The organism is Streptomyces sp. NPDC053755, assembly GCF_040677675.1.
Lineage (GTDB): Bacteria > Actinomycetota > Actinomycetes > Streptomycetales > Streptomycetaceae > Streptomyces.
The window spans coordinates 1-17,653 of sequence record NZ_JBFASK010000020.1; the positions used below are offsets into that span (position 1 = coordinate 1).

The window sequence follows — 17,653 nt, forward strand, 5'->3', positions numbered from 1 at the left end:
TCGCCTACGCGATCGGCAAGGCGGAGCCCGTCGGTCTCTTCGTCGAGACCTTCGGGACGGAGAAGGCCTCCGTCGCGACGATCGAGAGGGCCGTCGCGGAGGTCTTCGACCTGCGCCCGGCCGCGATCATCCGCGACCTCGACCTGCTCCGCCCGATCTACTCCCAGACGGCGGCGTACGGCCACTTCGGCCGCGAGCTGCCCGACTTCACCTGGGAGCGCACCGACCGCGTGGACGCCCTGCGCGCGGCCGCGGGTCTGTGAGCCGATGTCGGCTCCGCCGTCCGGCCCGGCCGTACCGGGCCCCCGCGCCCGGCCGGCCCGCACCGGGCTCCGCCTGCCGGAGTCTCACCCGTGACCGTCCGGGCCCGGACGGTCGGGGCCGTCGAACTCCCGGTCCTGGAGCAGCCCGTTGGTCGCGATCAGATAGCCGAGCTGCGCCCTGCTGACGCTGCCGAGGCGCCGGGAGATCCGGCTGATGTACTCCGCGACGGTCCGCCGGCTGATGCCGAGCCCCCGGGCGATCTTCTCCTCGGTGTGACCGGCGACCAGGAAGCGCATGATGCTCTGCTCGATCTCGGAGACGACGATCTCGGGCCGCTTGGCGACCGCCGGGTCGACCGGAGTGCCACGCGCCCAGGCGTACTCGAAGACGTTGGCCAGGTACCAGACGATGGAGGGATCCCGGACCTCGAGCGCCTCGTCCGAATAATCGGAACTGGTCGGAATGAAAGCCACCGTACGGTCGCAGATGATGACCCGGTCGAACATCTCGTCAACGGTCCGGATGCTGCCACCGGCTTCCGCGACGGTCCGGATGTATTCGGCCGTGGGCGGATGATTCCATACCGCGTGCTGATAGAGGGTGCGTTGGGCGACTCCCCTTTCGAGGAGCTCCAGATTGCGCCTGACCACCTCTTCCAGGATCTCAGGAGGACGGCGGCCGCCGGGTTGTGCGGTGAGCAGTTCCGACCGGCAGCACGCCACCGCGATGTCGATCGTCTCGGCGATCTGCCGGGCGCCCCGCAGGACGGTCGAGGTCTGCGGGACGTTCTGGCGGGACCCGTTGAAGACGGCCTCCGCCGTCTCGAAGGTCTTGGCGAGGGCGTCGAGCCGGCGCTTTCCCTCGGCGAGCGTCTCCTCGAGCGGAGTCAGGGTCCGACCTGCGGCGATCGTGGGCGGGACGGAAGCCAGAAGGCCCGGTTCCCCCACGACCGGCTCCAGCAGTCCCAGTCTCGTGGCGCAGTGCACCGGCGGGTCCGCCGACACGGTCCCGGAGCAGACGGCGCTCTGGTACCGCCGCAGTCCCGCCTCGCACAGACCCGGTCCACATTGCGTGGAATCACAACCTATCTGCACCATTCGCCCCCCTGCGTGATCATGCGCTGCGCACACATGTTAGGACAGGGCGTTGTTGCCGCAGCGTCCCGCCGGAAACGATGAGGAGACCTCACCGTTTCGGTTTCGGTCCCGCCTGGTGCCGCCGGGTTCTTCGCCTTATGAGCACGCGTCCACACAACACCGCATCGACAAGGGCAGGAAATGACGCAAACGATTCAGAGTGACGAGTTCCGTTCCGCGGTGGCCCGGCTGTCCGTGCCCGGAATGGGCACGGAGGTCGTCGGTCCCCTCCTCGCGAACCTGATCCAACTGCTGCGCCCTCGCCGCGTACTCGAAGTGGGAATGGGGTACACGACCCCCTTCCTCGCCGCCGCGCTCGCCGACGCGGAGAAGACGGTCGCCGCCGAGTCCCTCGCTCTCGCGGCGAAGACCCGCGAACACCTCGCCGCGGGCCGCGCGCTCGACGACGCCTGGCTGCTCGCCGAGCCGCCGCTGGTGACCCCCTCGCTGCACCTGGAGCCGTACCGCCCCCGGTTGGCCGCCGTCGACAACCTCTCCATCGCCGACTCCTCCGCGGGCCGGGTCCGCGAGGTGCTCACCGAGCTGGGCCTCGACGACCGTGTGACCGTCGTCAACGCGGACCTGAAGGACTCGCTCGGCAAACTGCCCGAGGGGTTCGCACCCATCGACTTCGCCTGGGTCGACGCCTGGGAGTGCCTCTGGTTCTTCGACCACTTCTGGGACCTGATCGACCCCGACGGCGGCCTGATCGTCATGCACTACCTGATGACCTACCCCGAGGGCGACGCCGTCCGCCGGTACCTGGAGAAGTTCCAGCAGCGCAACCCCGGCGAGCTCGAGGTCGTCAGCCTGCTCGAGTCCCAGAAGCTGATGCAGAACAGCGTCACCATCCTGCGCCGGACCTCCGGCGCGAAGAAGCGGCGCTACGCCGGCACCGGCGGCCGGATCGACTACTCGCCCCAGCTGCTGAGCGACGCCGAGCGGCACCTGCGCCTCGTCGCCGAAGCCCACGGGTCCCTCGCCGGCCCCGCCTGACCACGACGAGCTGTGAGGACTGCTGTGAGTGCCACGCTCGAGACGGTACGGAGCCGGAGTTTCGCGTTCATCCTCGGCAGCCGGAGCGGAGGGAACACCGAGACCCTGGCCCGGTACGCCGCCGAGGGGCTGCCCCCGGACGTCACCGGCAGCTGGCTGAACCTCGGTGACCTGTCACTTCCCCTCCATCCGGCGGGGCCGGTCCCGTGCGGCACGGAGAAGCTGCTGCTCGACGCGACCCTGGACAGTACCGACATCGTCGTCGCGTCCCCGCTCCACTGGTACAGCGTGTCCGCGTCGACCAAGCTCTACCTCGACTACTGGGCCCGCTGGCTCGGCCTGCCGGACGTCGACTTCCGCGAGCGCATGCGGGGCAAGAGCCTGTGGGCGGTCACGGCGTACGCCCGCGGCGAGGCCGCGGACGCGGAGCCCCTGACGGGCATGCTCCGGCGGACGGCGGACTACCTCGGCATGGAGTGGCGGGGCGCGCTGCTGGCCCGCGCGCACAGGGCCGGGGACATCGAGGCCGATCCGGCGGCGCTCGGCCGCGCGGCCGCCTTCTTCGACCTCCCGCGCTGACGGTCGGGGGCCGGCGGCCGGCGGGCGGCCGGTCCCCGGCCGGTCGCCTCCTGGCGGATCTGGCGCGAGCCGCAGTTCACCACGTAGCGTGCCGTCCTGTCGTATAGGGGTGGGACGAGGAGTCGAAGTGACCAGTACGAGAAGGCTGTTCCTGGGCGCGTTCACGGCGGGGGCCGTGACGGTGGCCGCCGGATCGGGAACCGCGTCGGCGGCGGAGCCGGAGGCAGTCCAGGCGGAGGGGGACGTCGTCTACCCGGGCGAGGTGCGGGCCAGGAACTTCACGACCGACGGCGGCGCCACGTCGTCGTTCCTCGCGGTGTCCACGGCGACCACGTCGAAGCTCCACGCGCTGACCGCCTTCCAGTCCGGCGTGGCCGGCAACGGCGTCGCGCTGAACGTCGTCTCCCACAACCCGGACGACTCGGCGATGTACCTGTCCGGCGCGGAGCGGAAGCACGGCACGCTCAAGATCACCCACCGGGGCCACGTGGACGCCTCGGACGGGGGAGCCGCAGCGGTCTCCGTCTACCTGGAGACGACCGGGGTCGAGGACAAGTCGGGTGGCACCGCCGCCCAGGGCATCTTCGTCACCCACACCACGGGCCCCACCAAGGGCAACCTCATCACGCTGCGGAACAACGGCGTGGACGACTTCGTGGTAAAGGGCTCGGGAGCGGTGGGCATCGGCATCGCGATCGGCGCCACTCCCCGGGGCCGGGTGGAGATCGACCAGCGGACCTCCTCCATCGGGCTGCTCATGCAGGCGAACACGGACTCCGCCAGCCGCCTGGCCGAGTTCCGCGACCGGGCGGGCGTCGCGAAGCTGCGGATCCTCAACAGCGGCGCGCTGGCCGCCCAGAACGCCATGTTCGGAGTGACGAGCGCCGAGTCGTACGGCGGCGGCGACGGCGTGATCGGCATCCGCAACGCCACCACGGTGCCGAGCGAGAACCCGACGAACGGCGGTGTCCTCTTCGCCGAGGGCGGCGCCCTCAAATGGCGCGGCCCTTCCGGCACCGTCACCACCGTCGCGCCGGCCTGACCGCCCGTCCGAGCACCGAGGTCTCCATGGAACTGACCCCCGAACAGCTCGTGTCCGAATTCCAGGACGCCGTCATGGAGCTGTACTTCGCCCGCAAGCGCATCGCGCTCCTCGAGGCCGAGAACGCGGCTCTCCGCGACCGCCTCGCCCTCGCCGACGCGCCTGCCCCCGGCGAGGACTGACCGGGCGCCCACGGCCGCCCCGAGGCAGGGTGCCGGGGCCCGCGCGTCGCGACGCGCGGGCCCCGGGCCTACGTCCTCAGCACTCGATGATGTTCACCGCGAGACCGCCGCGGGCCGTCTCCTTGTACTTGACCGACATGTCCGCGCCGGTCTCCTTCATCGTCTTGATCACCTTGTCCAGGGAGACCAGGTGGCTGCCGTCGCCGCGCATCGACATCTTCGCCGCCGTGACCGCCTTGACCGCCGCCATGCCGTTGCGCTCGATGCACGGGATCTGGACCAGGCCGCCCACCGGGTCGCAGGTCAGGCCGAGGTTGTGCTCCATGCCGATCTCGGCCGCGTTCTCCACCTGCTCCGGAGAGCCGCCCAGGACCTCGGCGAGGGCGCCCGCCGCCATCGAGCATGCCGAGCCGACCTCGCCCTGGCAGCCGACCTCGGCGCCGGAGATCGAGGCGTTCTCCTTGAAGAGCATGCCGATGGCGCCCGCCGCGAGCAGGAAGCGGACCACGCCCTCGTCGTCGGCGCCGGGCACGAAGTTCATGTAGTAGTGCAGGACCGCGGGGATGATGCCGGCCGCGCCGTTCGTCGGGGCGGTGACCACGCGCCCGCCCGCCGCGTTCTCCTCGTTCACGGCCATGGCGTAGAGGGTGATCCACTCCATCGCGAGCGCCGCCGGGTCGCCCTCGGAGCGCAGCTTGCGGGCCGTGTTCGCGGCGCGGCGGCGCACCTTGAGGCCGCCGGGCAGGATGCCCTCGCGGGACATGCCGCGCGCGACGCAGGCCTGCATGACGCGCCAGATCTCCAGGAGGCCCTCGCGGATCTCGTCCTCGGTGCGCCAGGCCTTCTCGTTCTCCAGCATCAGCGCCGAGATCGACAGGCCGGTCTCCTTCGCCAGGCGCAGCAGCTCGTCGCCCGTGCGGAAGGGGTACTTCAGGACCGTGTCGTCCGGGACGATCGGGTTCTCGCCCTGCACGGCGTCCTCGTCCACGACGAAGCCGCCGCCGACCGAGTAGTACGTCTTCTCCAGGACCACGGCGCCCTCGGTGTCGTACGCGAGGATGGTCATGCCGTTGGCGTGGTACGGGAGCGCCTTGCGGCGGTGCAGCACCAGGTCCTCGTCGAAGTCGAAGGGGATCTCGTGCACGCCGAGGAGGCTGATCCGGCCGCTCGACTTGATCCGCTCGACCTGGTCGTCGGCCGTCTCGACGTCGACCGTGCGCGGAGAGTCACCCTCCAGGCCGAGCAGGACGGCCTTCGGCGTGCCGTGACCGTGTCCGGTCGCGCCCAGCGAGCCGTACAGCTCCGCCCGTATCGAGGCCGTGTGGGCCAGCAGGCCCTCGTTCTTCAGCCGGCGGGCGAACATGCGCGCGGCGCGCATCGGACCCACCGTGTGGGAGCTGGACGGGCCGATGCCGATCGAGAACAGGTCGAAGACCGAGATGGCCACGGGGAACTCCTTGTGGGGGTGGTAGACGCCGTTGTCTGCCGGGGTGGAGCAGCAAAGCGCGGAAACAAGCGGTGGAACACGGGCTGGGGCACCGCGCTCACTGTCCAGTGTGCGCGGTGCCCCGGAGCTGTCGTACGAACGAACCTGGAACTAAAGCGTACGACGGAGGAAACTACTTCAGACCGGGGTACAGCGGGTGCTTAGCGGCCAGCGCGGTGACGCGGGCCTTGAGCGCCTGGGCCTTGTCCCCGTCGAAGCCGGGCTTCAGGGTCTCCGCGATGATGTCGGCGACCTCGGTGAAGTCCTCGGTGGCGAATCCGCGGGTCGCGAGCGCCGGCGTACCGATCCGCAGGCCCGAGGTGACCATCGGGGGGCGCGGGTCGTTCGGGATCGCGTTGCGGTTGACCGTGATGCCGACCTCGTGGAGGCGGTCCTCGGCCTGCTGCCCGTCGAGCTCGCTGTCGCGCAGGTCGACCAGGACCAGGTGCACGTCCGTGCCGCCGGACAGGATCGAGACGCCGTGCTCGGTGACGTCGCCCTGGACCAGACGCTCGGCGAGGATGCGGGCGCCCTCCACCGTGCGCTGCTGGCGCTCCTTGAACTCCTCCGAGGCCGCGACCTTGAAGGAGACGGCCTTCGCGGCGATCACGTGCTCCAGCGGGCCGCCCTGGAAGCCGGGGAAGACCGAGGAGTTCAGCTTCTTCGCGAAGTCCTTCTTCGCCAGGATGATGCCGCCGCGCGGCCCGCCCAGCGTCTTGTGCGTGGTGGAGGTCACCACGTCCGCGAACGGCACCGGGTTGGGGTGCAGCCCGGCGGCGACCAGGCCCGCGAAGTGGGCCATGTCGACCCACAGGAAGGCATCGACCTCGTCGGCGATCCGGCGGAACTCCGCGAAGTCCAGCTGGCGCGGGTAGGCGGACCAGCCCGCGATGATCACCTTGGGGCGGTGCTCCTTGGCGAGGCGCTCGACCTCGGCCATGTCGACCAGCCCGGCGGCGTCGACGTGGTAGGCGACCACGTTGAACTGCTTGCCGGAGAAGTTCAGGCGCATGCCGTGGGTGAGGTGGCCGCCGTGCGCCAGGTCCAGACCCAGGATGGTGTCGCCGGGCTGGGCGAGGGCGAAGAGCGCGGCCTGGTTGGCGGAGGCGCCGGAGTGCGGCTGCACGTTGGCGTACTCGGCGCCGAAGAGGTCCTTGACCCGGTCGATGGCGATCTGCTCCGCCACGTCGACGTGCTCGCAGCCGCCGTAGTAGCGGCGGCCCGGGTAGCCCTCGGCGTACTTGTTGGTCAGGACGGAGCCCTGCGCCTCCATGACCGCGACCGGAGCGAAGTTCTCCGAGGCGATCATCTCGAGGGTGGACTGCTGGCGGTGGAGCTCGGCGTCGACGGCGGCGGCGACGTCCGGGTCCAGCTCGTGAAGGGGGGTGTTGAGAAGCGACATGAATCGATCCCTCAGGGGTCTCAGTTCCCGGCGGAGAACGCGGCGTACTCGTCGGCGGAGAGCAGATCGTCCGGCTCGCCCGTGACACGTACCTTGAAGAGCCAGCCACCCTCGAACGGAGCGGTGTTCACCAGGGAGGGGTCGTTCACGACGTCCTCGTTGGCCTCCGTGACCTCACCGGTCACGGGGGAGTACAGGTCGCTGACGGACTTCGTCGACTCCAGCTCGCCGCAGGTCTCGCCCGCGGTGACGGTGTCACCGACCGCGGGGAGCTGGGCGTAGACGACGTCCCCGAGCGCGTTGGCCGCGAACTCGGTGATGCCGACCGTCGCGACGCCGTCCTCGGCGTCCGACAGCCACTCGTGCTCCTTGGTGTAGCGCAGCTGCTGGGGGTTGCTCATGACCTGATTCTCCTGGATCGGGGGAGTGCTGATGAACGTGGGTCTCGCGTGATGAGACGCGACGTGGGACCGAAGGCGGGACGCGCGGCCGGATCGTCCCGGCCGCGAAACGTCACTTCCGGCGCTTGTAGAAGGGCAGCGCCACGACCTCGTACGGCTCGTGGGTGCCGCGGATGTCCACACCTACACCCTGGGTGCCCGGCTCGGCGTGTGCCGCGTCCACGTAGGCCATGGCGATCGGCTTTCCGAGGGTCGGGGAGGGGGCGCCGGAGGTGACCTCGCCGACGACCACGCCGTCCGCGACGACGGCGAAGCCGGCGCGCGGCACCCGGCGGCCCTCGGCGATCAGGCCGACCAGCTTGCGGGGCGGGTTGGCCTCGGCCCGCTCGGCGGCCGCCTCCAGGGCCTTGCGGCCGACGAAGTCGCCGTCGTTGGTCGTCTTCTCGAACTTCACGACCCGGCCGAGACCGGCGTCGAACGGGGTCAGCTCCGTGGTCAGCTCGTGGCCGTAGAGCGGCATGCCCGCCTCCAGGCGGAGCGTGTCACGGCAGGAGAGGCCGCAGGGGATGAGGCCGACCGGGGCGCCCGCCTCGGTCAGGGCCCGCCAGACGCCCTCGGCGTGCTCGGGCTTCAGGAACAGCTCGAAGCCGTCCTCGCCGGTGTAGCCGGTACGGGCGATCAGCGCGGGGACCCCGGCGACCGTGCCGGGCAGACCGGCGTAGTACTTCAGCCCGTCCAGGTCGGCGTCGGTCAGCGACTTCAGGATGCCGGGGGACTCGGGGCCCTGGACGGCGATCAGCGCGTACGCGTCGCGGTCGTCCCGTACCTCGGCGTCGAAGCCCGCCGCACGCTCGGTGAGCGCGTCCAGGACGACCTGCGCGTTCGAGGCGTTGGCGACGACCATGTACGCGGTCTCGCCGAGGCGGTAGACGATCAGGTCGTCGAGGATGCCGCCGTCCTCCCGGCAGATCATCGTGTAGCGCGCCCGGCCCGGGCCCACGGTGGAGATGTTGCCGACCAGGGCGAAGTCGAGCAGCTCGACGGCCTGCGGGCCGGTGACCGTGATCTCGCCCATGTGCGACAGGTCGAAGAGGCCCGCCTTGGTCCGCACGGCGTTGTGCTCGTCACGCTCGCTGCCGTAGCGCAGCGGCATGTCCCAGCCCGCGAAGTCGGTCATGGTCGCGCCCAGGGAGCGATGCAGGGCATCGAGGGCGGTCAGACGGGCAGTGCTCATGGGTGTGGCTCCCGGGTCCCAGGGCGAAAAAGATCATGACGAGAGGACTTTCCTCCCCATCTGTCATGGAACCTGAGAGGTTCACCGAGGGCATCCTCGGCTTGCACCTTGGGTGGGGCGCGACGGCGCGCCCGCTTTTCAGATCTGCCTCATCCGCGCGGTACGGGGCCTGAGAGATTCAAGGGAGGGTCTTGCTCCTTCGGCGCCCGGACCCCCGCAGCGCTGCTGCGGTGTGTCCGGAACTCTCCCGCGCGGATTCGAACGGCCGGTATGTGGTTGTGTGCGCTTGGCGCGCACATCATTGCACGCGGGTCCTGATCGGCAAATCGCTTGTGCCTCATTACCGTCTCTTTACACTTCTTGGGGAAGGGTCTTCGAGACCCGACAGGGGGAGAAGCGATGACGTTCCAACGAACCGGCGCCTACGCGACGAGTACCGGCATACCGGCCCCGCGCGCCCGGGCCAGGACCCGGCGGCACGGCGCGGCCGCGCGCCTGCTGCGCGACCTGCGCGACCGGGACGGGCACGGCCCCCGTGTGCTCGCCTTCGCGGCGGGAGACCTCGTCGTCGTCTCCGGGCTGCCCGGCAGCGGCAAGTCGACCCTCATGCGCCGTGCGGCCGACGGCCGCGGCATCGACTCGCAGGACGCCCGGGAGCGCTGGGAGGCGCGGATGCCCGGCTTCCTGCCGTACGCGGTCTACCGCCCCCTCGTCCGCGTCGCGCACTACGCCGGCCTGCGCCGGGAGCTGCGCGCGGGGCGGAGCGTGATCGTCCACGACTGCGGCACCCAGTCCTGGGTGCGCGACTGGCTCGCCCGCGAGGCCCGCCGCAGAGGCCGCGCCCTGCACCTGGTCCTGCTCGACGTCACCCCGGCCGCCGCCCGCGAGGGCCAGCGCGACCGGGGGCGCGGCGTGTCCGGATACGCCTTCGCCCGGCACCGCCGGGCGGTCGGCCGGCTGCTGCGCTCCGTGGAGGCCGGCCGGCTGCCCCGCGGCTGCGCCTCGGCGACCCTGCTCGACAGGAACGCGGCCGGCGCCCTGCGGAAGATCACCTTCCGGGATGTCGGCTGACGGCGCACCCCCCGGCGGACGGGCCGCGGGCGCCGCCGCGGCCCGGCGCGCTCCGTATGCTTTTGGCCACGGCGGCGCGAGGGCGGCATTAGGGTTCTGCCCCGAGGGCGCGTGACCGGGCGCGTGAGAAGGGGACCGAGGACCGTGGACGTTTCGTGGCCGGGCAATGAGCTCGAAGAGGTGCTGTCCGCCTCGCTCGGCAACCCCGCCGCCGGGGGCCGGCTCGTCGAGGTGCTCGGCCGCAGCCCGGTCTGGGTTCCGCTGCCCAACGGCGGCAGCCCCGAGAGCACCGACCTCGACCTTCCCACGCTGGAGATCGACGGCCTCCCCTATGTCCCCGTCTTCAGCTCCGAGCAGCAGTTCCTGGCCTGCGTCGGCAGCCACATGTCCTTCACGGTCGCACCCGCCCGCGACTTCGCCCGCGGACTGCCCCCGCAGCTCGGCATCGCCGTGAACCCCGGCGGCACCGTCGGCGCCCCGCTGCCGCCCCCCGCCGTCGCCGAGCTGTGCCGGGCCGGCCGCACCCCGCTGGACGGCCCCGCGAGCGGCGGCCGGGTCCGGCTCTTCGAGCCCGACTGGCAGGACGACCCCGTCGACTTCCTCTCCGCCGCGGCCGCCGAGTTCGAGGCCACCGGCGTCGTGGCGAGCGCCCGGCGCGCCCTGGCCAGCGTCGAGGGGACCGAACCGGCCCTCTTCGTCGGCGTCCGGCTCGTCGCCTGGGACGGCGTCGACCGGAACGCGCCGCTGGACGCGCTCGGCCGCGCGCTGGGCCGGGTCGAGACCGCCTGGCCCGTGAATCTCATCCTCCTGGACGTTGCCCAGGACCCCGTGGCCGACTGGATGCTGGAGCGGGTGCGCCCGTTCTACCAGCGCGCCGCCGGCTGAGCGGGGCACCACGGAATGACACGTCAGGAAACAGGACCGATGGACGGACGAGGGGCGGAACACAGGTGAGCGCGTCAGGCACGGCCGCGGCCGGACAGGTCGAGCACATGCTGCGCCAGGTGGCACCCGGACGCTACGACGCGTACGAGCGGCTGCTGCACGCCCTCGCGGACGGCGACGTGTGGATGCTCCTCTGGCACGGCCAGGCCGGATCACCCGACGCGCAGTACGGCAACATGGAGATCGACGGCCTCGGCTACGCCCCCTGTGTCACCTCCGCCCAGGAGCTGGCCGCCTCCGGCTGGAACCGCGCCCACGAGGTGGTCACCGGCCGCGACATCGCCCGGGCCCTCTACCCCGACCACTGGGGCATCTGGCTCAATCCGCACGACTCCGGCGGCGGGGTCGGCATTCCCTGGGCCGATCTGCGCAGGATCGCCACCGGTCTCGACCGGATGCCCGCGGGTCCGCTGCGCCTGAGCGAACCCGCACTCGAGCTGCCCCAGTTCTACGCCCTGCTGACGCAGAACGCGCACCGCACCCCCGCCGTGCGGGCACTGCGCCGCGCCTGGGTGCAGCCCGCGCTCGGCTCCCCGTACCTCGCCATCGGCCTCGACCTCTACGACACCTCCCCGGCCTCCGTCGACGCGGTGCGGGCGATGATGCGGCAGTCGGTCTCCGCCGTCCCCGACGGGCTCCCCGTCTCGACGGTCGCGATGTCGGACGAGTACGACCCGGTGGCGATGTGGCTGCGGGCCAACGCCCGCCCCTTCTACGACCGGGACGCCCACGCCTCCCCCGCTCCGTCCGCTCCCGGCTACGGCTACCCGCCCCGGCCCTGACCGGCGAACTCGTCCATATGACAGGGGCGTTAACCGGGGCAGCGCACTTGTCCCGGATCTGCCCGGTTTGGCAAGTGTCCGGGTCTCGACTAGGTATCACCGCTATCCGGACTGTTCTCCAGCTGGTTCCCCGTCGGTAGTGTTCGGCCGGTCAAGACCTCTCACACGGCGGAACCTGGGGTGGACCCATGCGAATAATCAAGTCCCGTACGGTCCGGGCGATCACGGTGGCGGCAGCCGTCACCCTGATCGCCACGGGGTGCTCCAGTGAGCGCGGCAAGGACGGGGACAAGGCCGGCGCGAAGGACACCTTCGTGTTCGCCGGTGCCGGTGACCCCGGTTCCCTCGACCCCGCCCTCGCCAGCGACGGTGAGACCTTCCGGGTGACCCGGCAGGCCTTCGAGGCGCTGCTGGAGCACGAGTCCGGCGGCAGCAAGCTCGTCGGCGGCCTGGCCGAGACCTGGGAGAGCAACCCCGCCGGCACGGTGTGGACGTTCAACCTCCGCAAGGGCGTGAAGTTCCACGACGGCGAGGCGTTCAACGCCGCCGCCGTCTGCGCGAACTACGACCACTGGTTCAACTGGAAGGGTACGTACCAGTCCAGCGCGGTCTCCTACTACTGGCAGACCATCATGGGCGGCTTCGCCAAGAACGAGGACAAGGAAGCCCCCAAGCCGAACTACAAGTCCTGCACGGCCAAGGACGACAACACCGCCGTCATCGAGGTGAACGAGCCCTCGGCGAACCTGCCCGGCGGCTTCTCCCTCCAGGCCCTCGCGATCCACTCGCCGAAGGCCCTGAAGGAGTACGCGAAGCAGGACGCGACCGCCAAGGGCGACGCGATCACGTACCCCAAGTACAGCCAGGAGGCCGGCACGGTCGCCGGCACCGGCCCGTACAAGATCACGAAGTGGAACAAGGGCAACAAGGAAGTCTCCCTCGAGCGCTTCGACGACTACTGGGGTGAGAAGGCCAAGGTGAAGAACCTGGTCTTCCGCACGATCGACACCGAGGCCGGCCGCCGTCAGGCGCTGCAGGCCGGTGACATCGACGGCTACGACCTGGTCGCGCCGGCCGACGTCAAGACGCTGGAGGGCGAGGGCTACAAGGTCCCGACCCGTGACGTCTTCAACATCTTCTACGTCGGCATGACGCAGTCGAAGAACCCGGCGCTGAAGAAGCCCGAGGTCCGCCAGGCCATCTCGCACGCCATCGACCGGGAGGGCATCGTCAAGACCCAGCTCCCCGAGGGTGGCAAGGCCGCGACCCAGTTCATGCCCGACACGGTCGCCGGCTTCTCGGACAAGGTGAAGACCTACCCGTTCGACACCGCCAAGGCCAAGGAGCTCCTCAAGAAGGCCGGTGAGGAGAAGCTCACGATCGAGTTCTGCTACCCGACCGAGGTCACCCGCCCGTACATGCCGGCCCCGCAGGACATGTTCGAGCGCATGAAGGCCGACCTGGAGAAGGCCGGCATCACGGTCACCCCGAAGGCCATGAAGTGGGCCCCGGACTACCTGGACGCCACCGAGGCGGGCTCCTGCGCCCTGCACATGCTCGGCTGGACCGGTGACTTCAACGACGGCTACAACTTCATCGGCACCTGGTTCGCCGGGCCGGACAAGCAGTGGGGCTTCAACGAGAAGAAGGTCTTCGACGCGGTGAACGCCGCCTCCAAGGTCACCGACCCCGCGGGTCGCGTCGAGGCCTACAAGAAGGCCAACGAGGCGATCATGGAGTACGTCCCGGGCGTTCCGATCTCGGCCTCCCCGCCGGCCATCGCCTTCGCCAAGAACGTCAACCCGCCGAAGGTCTCCCCGCTGACGCAGGAGAACTTCGCCGAGGTCTCCTTCAAGTAATCGCACATCAGCGGGTCCGCCCGGCCACGGAACGTCGGTGGCCGGGCGGACCCGCATCGACGCACGTAAGAAAGGGGCACGCGGGGTGCTGCGACTCGTCGTACGAAGACTGCTACAGCTCATACCCACCCTGCTCGGCCTGTCGGTTCTGCTCTTCCTCTGGCTGAACCGGCTGCCCGGCGGACCCGCCTCAGCGATCCTGGGCGAGCGGGCGACCGAAGCCGAAGTGGCACGCATCAACCGGGCCCTCGGCCTGGACCAGCCCGTCTGGGTGCAGTACGGCCGCTTCCTCAAGCGCATCGTGGAGCTCGACCTGGGCACCTCCACCCAGACCGGTCAGCCGGTCTGGGACGAGTTCGCGACCCGCTTCCCCGCCACGGTGGAACTCAGCATCGTCGCCATCCTCATCGCCGTCGTCGTCGGCATCCCGCTCGGCTACCTGGCGGCCAAGCACCGCGGTGGCTGGCTGGACGTCGCCTCCGTCTCGGGGTCGCTGATCGGCATCTGCATCCCGGTGTTCTTCCTCGCCCTGATCCTCAAGGGCGTCTTCGCCGTGCAGCTGAACTGGTTCCCGAGCTACGGACGGCTCACCACCGGCATCGACGCCACCGACGTCACCGGCTTCGCCGTGCTCGACGGCCTGCTGACCGGCGAGCTGGACGCCAGCTGGGACGCCATCCACCACCTGATCCTGCCCGCCCTCGCGCTCTCGTCCATCCCGCTCGCCGTCATCGTGCGGATGACCCGGGCCAGCGTGCTCGAAGTGCTCGGCGAGGACTACGTCCGTACCGCCGAGTCCAAGGGTCTGGACAAGCGGACGGTGCGCGGCCGTCACGTGCTGCGGAACGCGCTGCTGCCGGTGATCACCGCCGTCGGCCTGCTGACCGGAAGCCTGCTCTCGGGCGCGGTGCTGACCGAGTCGGTCTTCTCCTTCAACGGCATCGGCAACTTCATCCGCACCTCCATCGACGCCCGTGACTACCCGGTGCTCGTCGGGTTCATCCTCTTCATCGCGATGGTGTACGTCCTCATCAACCTGCTGGTCGACCTCGCGTACAGCATCATCGACCCGAGAGTGCGGGTGCACTGACGTGACGACCTTGACGAAGAAGGCCGACAAGATCGATCGGCTCGCCGAGCTGATGCAGACGTCCGAGACCACCAGCGGCGCCAGCCTGTGGCGCGAGGCCATGCGCCGGCTCCGTGCCAGCAAGATGGCGATCATCGGCGCGGTGATCATCGGTCTGTTCGTGATCCTCGCGATCGTCGGACCGTGGATCGCGCCGTTCAGCCCGTCCGCCCAGACCTGGCGCGGCGAGGTCTTCGCCAACCGGGGCGAGTTCGTCGGCGCGCGCGACGGAAACTGGTTCGGGCTCGACCACCTCGGCCGGGACATGTTCTCCCGCATCCTGGTCGGCGCCCGGCAGACGCTGATGGTCGGCGTGGTGTCGATGCTCATCGGCCTGCTCGTCGGCGCGCTCGTCGGCGTGCTCTCCGGCGCGGCCGCGACCCTCGGCGGCAAGGCCGGGCAGCGCGTCGACACGGTGGTCATGCGCTTCACCGACATCATGCTGTCGCTGCCGTCGCTGCTGCTCGCCGTCTCCATCGCGGCGGTCATGGGCCAGTCCCTCACCACCGTGATGATCGCCGTGGGTGTCGTGCAGATCCCGATCTTCGCGCGGCTGCTGCGCGGCTCGATGCTGGTCCAGGGCGGCTCCGACTACGTCCTCGCGGCCAAGGCGCTCGGCATCCGCAAGAAGAGGATCGTCCTCACCCAGATCCTGCCGAACTCGCTGAGCCCCGTGATCGTCCAGGCGACGCTCAGCCTCGCCACCGCGATCATCGAGGCCGCCGCCCTGTCCTACCTGGGCCTCGGCAACCCGGACCCGGCGATCCCGGAGTGGGGCGTCATGCTCGCCCAGGCCGAGCGGTTCTTCGACAACGAGCCCATGATGGCGGCCTACCCCGCCGTCGGGATCATCATCACCGCCCTTGGCTTCACCCTGCTCGGCGAGGCCATGCGCGAAGCCCTCGACCCGAAGCTGCGAGGCTGAAGTCCCATGGCACTACTCACTGTTGACGAACTCAGCGTCACGTTCACCGCCAAGGGCCGCAAGGACTCGACGGCCGTCGACGGCGTCTCCTTCTCCGTCGACCAGGGCCAGGTCGTCGGACTCGTGGGCGAGTCGGGCTGCGGCAAGTCCGTGACCTCGCTCGCCCTCATGGGCCTGCTCCCGGGCAAGGGCGTGAAGGTCGGCGGCCGCGCGGAATTCGACGGCCAGGACCTGCTCACCATGTCCCCGCGCAAGCTCCGGGACATGCGCGGCAGCAAGCTCGCGATGATCTTCCAGGACCCGCTGTCCTCCCTGAACCCGGTCGTGCCGATCGGCATCCAGGTCACCGAGATCCTCCAGCGCCACCGCGGCCTCAAGGGCGAGGCCGCCCGCAAGGAGGCCGCCCACCTGCTGGACCGGGTCGGCATTCCGGACCCGCACCGGCGGCTCAAGGAGTATCCGCACCAGCTCTCCGGCGGTATGCGGCAGCGGGCGCTCATCGCCATGGCCGTGGCCTGCGCCCCGCGTCTGCTCATCGCCGACGAGCCGACCACCGCGCTCGACGTGACCATCCAGGCGCAGATCCTCGAACTCCTCAAGGAGCTCGTGGACCAGGAGGGCACCGCCCTGCTGATGATCACCCACGACCTGGGTGTCGTCGCCGGCCTCTGCGACGAGGTCAACGTCCTGTACGCCGGCCGGGCGGTGGAGTCGGCGGGCCGCCGCGAGCTGTTCGCGCACCCCACCCACCCGTACGCCCACGGTCTGCTCGGCTCCATCCCGCGTCTGGACGCCCCGCGCGGCGAGCCGCTCAACCCGATCCGGGGATCCATCAACGACAAGCTCGCCTGGGCGGACGGCTGTGCCTTCGCGCCCCGCTGCGACCACTACACGATGGAGTGCCTGACCGGCACCCCCGAACTGACCGAGCCGCGCACCGAGGGTCACCTGGTGCGCTGCGTCAACCCGGTCCTCCCCACGTCGGACAAGTCGGAGGTCCCGGCATGAGCCTGCTCGAACTCGAGGGAGTGAAGGTCCACTTCCCGGTCAAGAAGGGCGTGGTCTTCAACCGTACGGTCGGCCACGTGTACGCCGTCGACGGCATCTCGCTGCGCGTGGAGGCCGGTCAGACCTACGGCCTGGTGGGCGAGTCGGGCTGCGGCAAGACGACCCTCGGCCGGGCCGTGCTCCGCCTGGTCGACATCACCGACGGCGAGGTCGTCTTCGACGGTACGGACCTGGCCAAGCTGCCGGACGAGGAGATGCGCCGGTTCCGGCGACGGCTCCAGATGGTGTTCCAGGACCCGCTGGGCAGCCTCAACCCCCGCCAGAACATCGAGTCGATCCTCAGCGAGGGCATGGCCGCGCACGGGATCGGCGCGAACCAGGAGGAGCGCCGGGAGAAGATCAAGGCGATCCTCGCCAGGGTCGGTCTCCCGACGAACGCCCTGTCGCGCTACCCGCACGAGTTCTCCGGCGGCCAGCGCCAGCGCATCGGCATCGCGCGCGCCCTCGTCCTCGAACCGGACGTGATCATCTGCGACGAGCCGGTCTCGGCGCTGGACGTCTCGATCCAGGCACAGGTGATCAACCTCCTGGAGGAGCTCCAGGAGCAGCTGGGACTGACGTACCTCGTCATCGCGCACGACCTCGCCGTCGTCCGTCACATCTCGGACGTCATCGGGGTCATGTACCTCGGCTCGCTGGTCGAGGAGGCGCCGAGCGACGCGCTGTACGAGGGTCCCAAGCACCCGTACACCAAGGCGCTGATGTCGGCGGTGCCGGTGCCGGACCCGGAGGTCGAGGACCGGCGCGAGCGCATCCTCCTCCACGGCGACCTCCCCTCGCCGGCCAACCCGCCGACGGGGTGCCGCTTCCACACGCGCTGCCCGTGGAAGCAGGAGACCCTGTGCGCCACGGACCGGCCGGTGCTGACGGACCTGGGTGACGGGCACAAGGTGGCCTGCCACTACGCCGCCGAGATCGCGGCCGGCACGGTGGAGCGGACCCGGGCGACGGGCATCGAGGCGGTGACGGCCGCGCTGGCCGAGTCGGCTGAGCCGGAGGCGTCCGCCCAGGACGTCCCGGCCGACGCGGAGAAGGCCGTTCCGAGGCAGAAGTCACCCGAGAAGTCGCCCGAGTCGCCCGGGGTGTCCGAGTCGCCCGCGAAGGAGACTGCGGCCGCGAAGGAGACCGCGGCCGAAGGGGCCTGAGCGGCGT

General features: G+C 70.4%; 18 protein-coding genes and 1 riboswitch. Of the genes, 13 read left to right on the forward strand and 5 right to left on the reverse strand.

Annotated elements, in window-relative coordinates:
- A partial coding sequence (locus AB0K65_RS19880) for a methionine adenosyltransferase domain-containing protein (RefSeq protein WP_365718250.1) occupies positions 1–263 on the forward strand: 263 nt, incomplete at its 5' end.
- 84 nt (positions 264–347) lie between these two features.
- Here AB0K65_RS19880 and AB0K65_RS19885 read toward each other — a convergent pair.
- Positions 348–1,361 (reverse strand): LuxR C-terminal-related transcriptional regulator, encoded by a 1,014-nt coding sequence (locus AB0K65_RS19885; RefSeq protein ID WP_365718252.1) that lies wholly within the window; start codon positions 1,359–1,361, stop codon positions 348–350.
- A 180-nt stretch (positions 1,362–1,541) separates the two neighbouring features.
- Here AB0K65_RS19885 and AB0K65_RS19890 point away from each other — a divergent pair, with 180 nt between their 5' ends.
- The 4 genes from AB0K65_RS19890 (at position 1,542) to AB0K65_RS19905 (ending at position 4,199) form a co-directional block, all read left to right on the forward strand.
- A complete protein-coding gene (locus AB0K65_RS19890) occupies positions 1,542–2,396 on the forward strand; it encodes a class I SAM-dependent methyltransferase (protein WP_365718254.1) in 855 nt (284 codons plus the stop codon).
- A 24-nt stretch (positions 2,397–2,420) separates the two neighbouring features.
- Positions 2,421–2,975 (forward strand): NAD(P)H-dependent oxidoreductase, encoded by a 555-nt coding sequence (locus AB0K65_RS19895; protein WP_365718256.1) that lies wholly within the window; start codon positions 2,421–2,423, stop codon positions 2,973–2,975.
- A gap of 127 nt (positions 2,976–3,102) precedes the next feature.
- Entirely contained in the window at positions 3,103–4,017 is a 915-nt protein-coding gene (locus tag AB0K65_RS19900; protein ID WP_365718258.1) for a hyaluronoglucosaminidase, read from the forward strand.
- Positions 4,018–4,043: 26 nt separating this feature from the next.
- On the forward strand, positions 4,044–4,199 hold the full coding sequence (locus tag AB0K65_RS19905; RefSeq protein WP_365718261.1) for a hypothetical protein: 156 nt from the start codon (positions 4,044–4,046) through the stop codon (positions 4,197–4,199).
- A gap of 76 nt (positions 4,200–4,275) precedes the next feature.
- Here AB0K65_RS19905 and AB0K65_RS19910 read toward each other — a convergent pair whose 3' ends face one another.
- The 4 genes from AB0K65_RS19910 to gcvT all read right to left on the reverse strand — a co-directional run bounded on the left by AB0K65_RS19910 (position 4,276) and on the right by gcvT (position 8,722).
- Complete coding sequence (locus AB0K65_RS19910) at positions 4,276–5,646, reverse strand: L-serine ammonia-lyase (protein ID WP_365718263.1); 1,371 nt, start codon at positions 5,644–5,646, stop codon at positions 4,276–4,278.
- 172 nt (positions 5,647–5,818) lie between these two features.
- Positions 5,819–7,087: a serine hydroxymethyltransferase gene (glyA, locus tag AB0K65_RS19915; RefSeq protein ID WP_365718266.1), complete on the reverse strand. Its 1,269-nt coding sequence runs from the start codon at positions 7,085–7,087 to the stop codon at positions 5,819–5,821.
- A 20-nt stretch (positions 7,088–7,107) separates the two neighbouring features.
- Positions 7,108–7,488, reverse strand: a complete 381-nt coding sequence (gene gcvH, locus AB0K65_RS19920) for a glycine cleavage system protein GcvH (protein ID WP_365718268.1) — start codon at positions 7,486–7,488, stop codon at positions 7,108–7,110.
- A gap of 112 nt (positions 7,489–7,600) precedes the next feature.
- Complete coding sequence (gene gcvT / locus AB0K65_RS19925; protein WP_365718269.1) at positions 7,601–8,722, reverse strand: glycine cleavage system aminomethyltransferase GcvT; 1,122 nt, start codon at positions 8,720–8,722, stop codon at positions 7,601–7,603.
- Between the two features lie 148 nt (positions 8,723–8,870).
- Positions 8,871–8,982, reverse strand: a riboswitch (glycine riboswitch).
- A gap of 139 nt (positions 8,983–9,121) precedes the next feature.
- Between gcvT and AB0K65_RS19930 the strand changes: the two genes are divergently transcribed.
- The 8 genes from AB0K65_RS19930 to AB0K65_RS19965 all read left to right on the forward strand — a co-directional run bounded on the left by AB0K65_RS19930 (position 9,122) and on the right by AB0K65_RS19965 (position 17,646).
- Positions 9,122–9,793 (forward strand): AAA family ATPase, encoded by a 672-nt coding sequence (locus AB0K65_RS19930; RefSeq protein WP_365718271.1) that lies wholly within the window; start codon positions 9,122–9,124, stop codon positions 9,791–9,793.
- Between the two features lie 144 nt (positions 9,794–9,937).
- A complete protein-coding gene (locus AB0K65_RS19935; RefSeq protein ID WP_365718274.1) occupies positions 9,938–10,678 on the forward strand; it encodes an enhanced serine sensitivity protein SseB in 741 nt (246 codons plus the stop codon).
- A gap of 65 nt (positions 10,679–10,743) precedes the next feature.
- On the forward strand, positions 10,744–11,520 hold the full coding sequence (locus tag AB0K65_RS19940; protein WP_365718276.1) for an enhanced serine sensitivity protein SseB C-terminal domain-containing protein: 777 nt from the start codon (positions 10,744–10,746) through the stop codon (positions 11,518–11,520).
- A 188-nt stretch (positions 11,521–11,708) separates the two neighbouring features.
- A complete protein-coding gene (locus AB0K65_RS19945) occupies positions 11,709–13,379 on the forward strand; it encodes an ABC transporter substrate-binding protein (RefSeq protein WP_365718278.1) in 1,671 nt (556 codons plus the stop codon).
- 85 nt (positions 13,380–13,464) lie between these two features.
- Entirely contained in the window at positions 13,465–14,469 is a 1,005-nt protein-coding gene (locus tag AB0K65_RS19950) for an ABC transporter permease (RefSeq protein WP_365718280.1), read from the forward strand.
- Between the two features lies 1 nt (position 14,470).
- On the forward strand, positions 14,471–15,433 hold the full coding sequence (locus tag AB0K65_RS19955; protein ID WP_365718282.1) for an ABC transporter permease: 963 nt from the start codon (positions 14,471–14,473) through the stop codon (positions 15,431–15,433).
- A 6-nt stretch (positions 15,434–15,439) separates the two neighbouring features.
- Positions 15,440–16,441 carry an ABC transporter ATP-binding protein gene (locus AB0K65_RS19960; protein WP_365718284.1) on the forward strand — a complete coding sequence of 334 codons (1,002 nt, stop codon included), beginning with the start codon at positions 15,440–15,442 and terminating at the stop codon, positions 16,439–16,441.
- A complete protein-coding gene (locus AB0K65_RS19965) occupies positions 16,438–17,646 on the forward strand; it encodes an oligopeptide/dipeptide ABC transporter ATP-binding protein (protein ID WP_365718286.1) in 1,209 nt (402 codons plus the stop codon). Before AB0K65_RS19960 ends, AB0K65_RS19965 begins: the two co-directional genes overlap by 4 nt.
- The last annotated feature ends 7 nt before the right edge of the window (positions 17,647–17,653 follow it).

Bases quoted from the DNA above. Each gene is read 5' to 3' on its own strand.
- AB0K65_RS19885 (WP_365718252.1), bottom strand. From the start codon at position 1,361: ATGGTGCAGATAGGTTGTGATTCCACGCAATGTGGACCGGGTCTGTGC.
- AB0K65_RS19890 (WP_365718254.1), top strand. From the start codon at position 1,542: ATGACGCAAACGATTCAGAGTGACGAGTTCCGTTCCGCGGTGGCCCGG.
- AB0K65_RS19905 (WP_365718261.1), top strand. From the start codon at position 4,044: ATGGAACTGACCCCCGAACAGCTCGTGTCCGAATTCCAGGACGCCGTC.
- glyA (WP_365718266.1), bottom strand. From the start codon at position 7,087: ATGTCGCTTCTCAACACCCCCCTTCACGAGCTGGACCCGGACGTCGCC.
- gcvH (WP_365718268.1), bottom strand. From the start codon at position 7,488: ATGAGCAACCCCCAGCAGCTGCGCTACACCAAGGAGCACGAGTGGCTG.
- gcvT (WP_365718269.1), bottom strand. From the start codon at position 8,722: ATGAGCACTGCCCGTCTGACCGCCCTCGATGCCCTGCATCGCTCCCTG.
- AB0K65_RS19930 (WP_365718271.1), top strand. From the start codon at position 9,122: ATGACGTTCCAACGAACCGGCGCCTACGCGACGAGTACCGGCATACCG.
- AB0K65_RS19945 (WP_365718278.1), top strand. From the start codon at position 11,709: ATGCGAATAATCAAGTCCCGTACGGTCCGGGCGATCACGGTGGCGGCA.
- AB0K65_RS19960 (WP_365718284.1), top strand. From the start codon at position 15,440: ATGGCACTACTCACTGTTGACGAACTCAGCGTCACGTTCACCGCCAAG.
- AB0K65_RS19965 (WP_365718286.1), top strand. From the start codon at position 16,438: ATGAGCCTGCTCGAACTCGAGGGAGTGAAGGTCCACTTCCCGGTCAAG.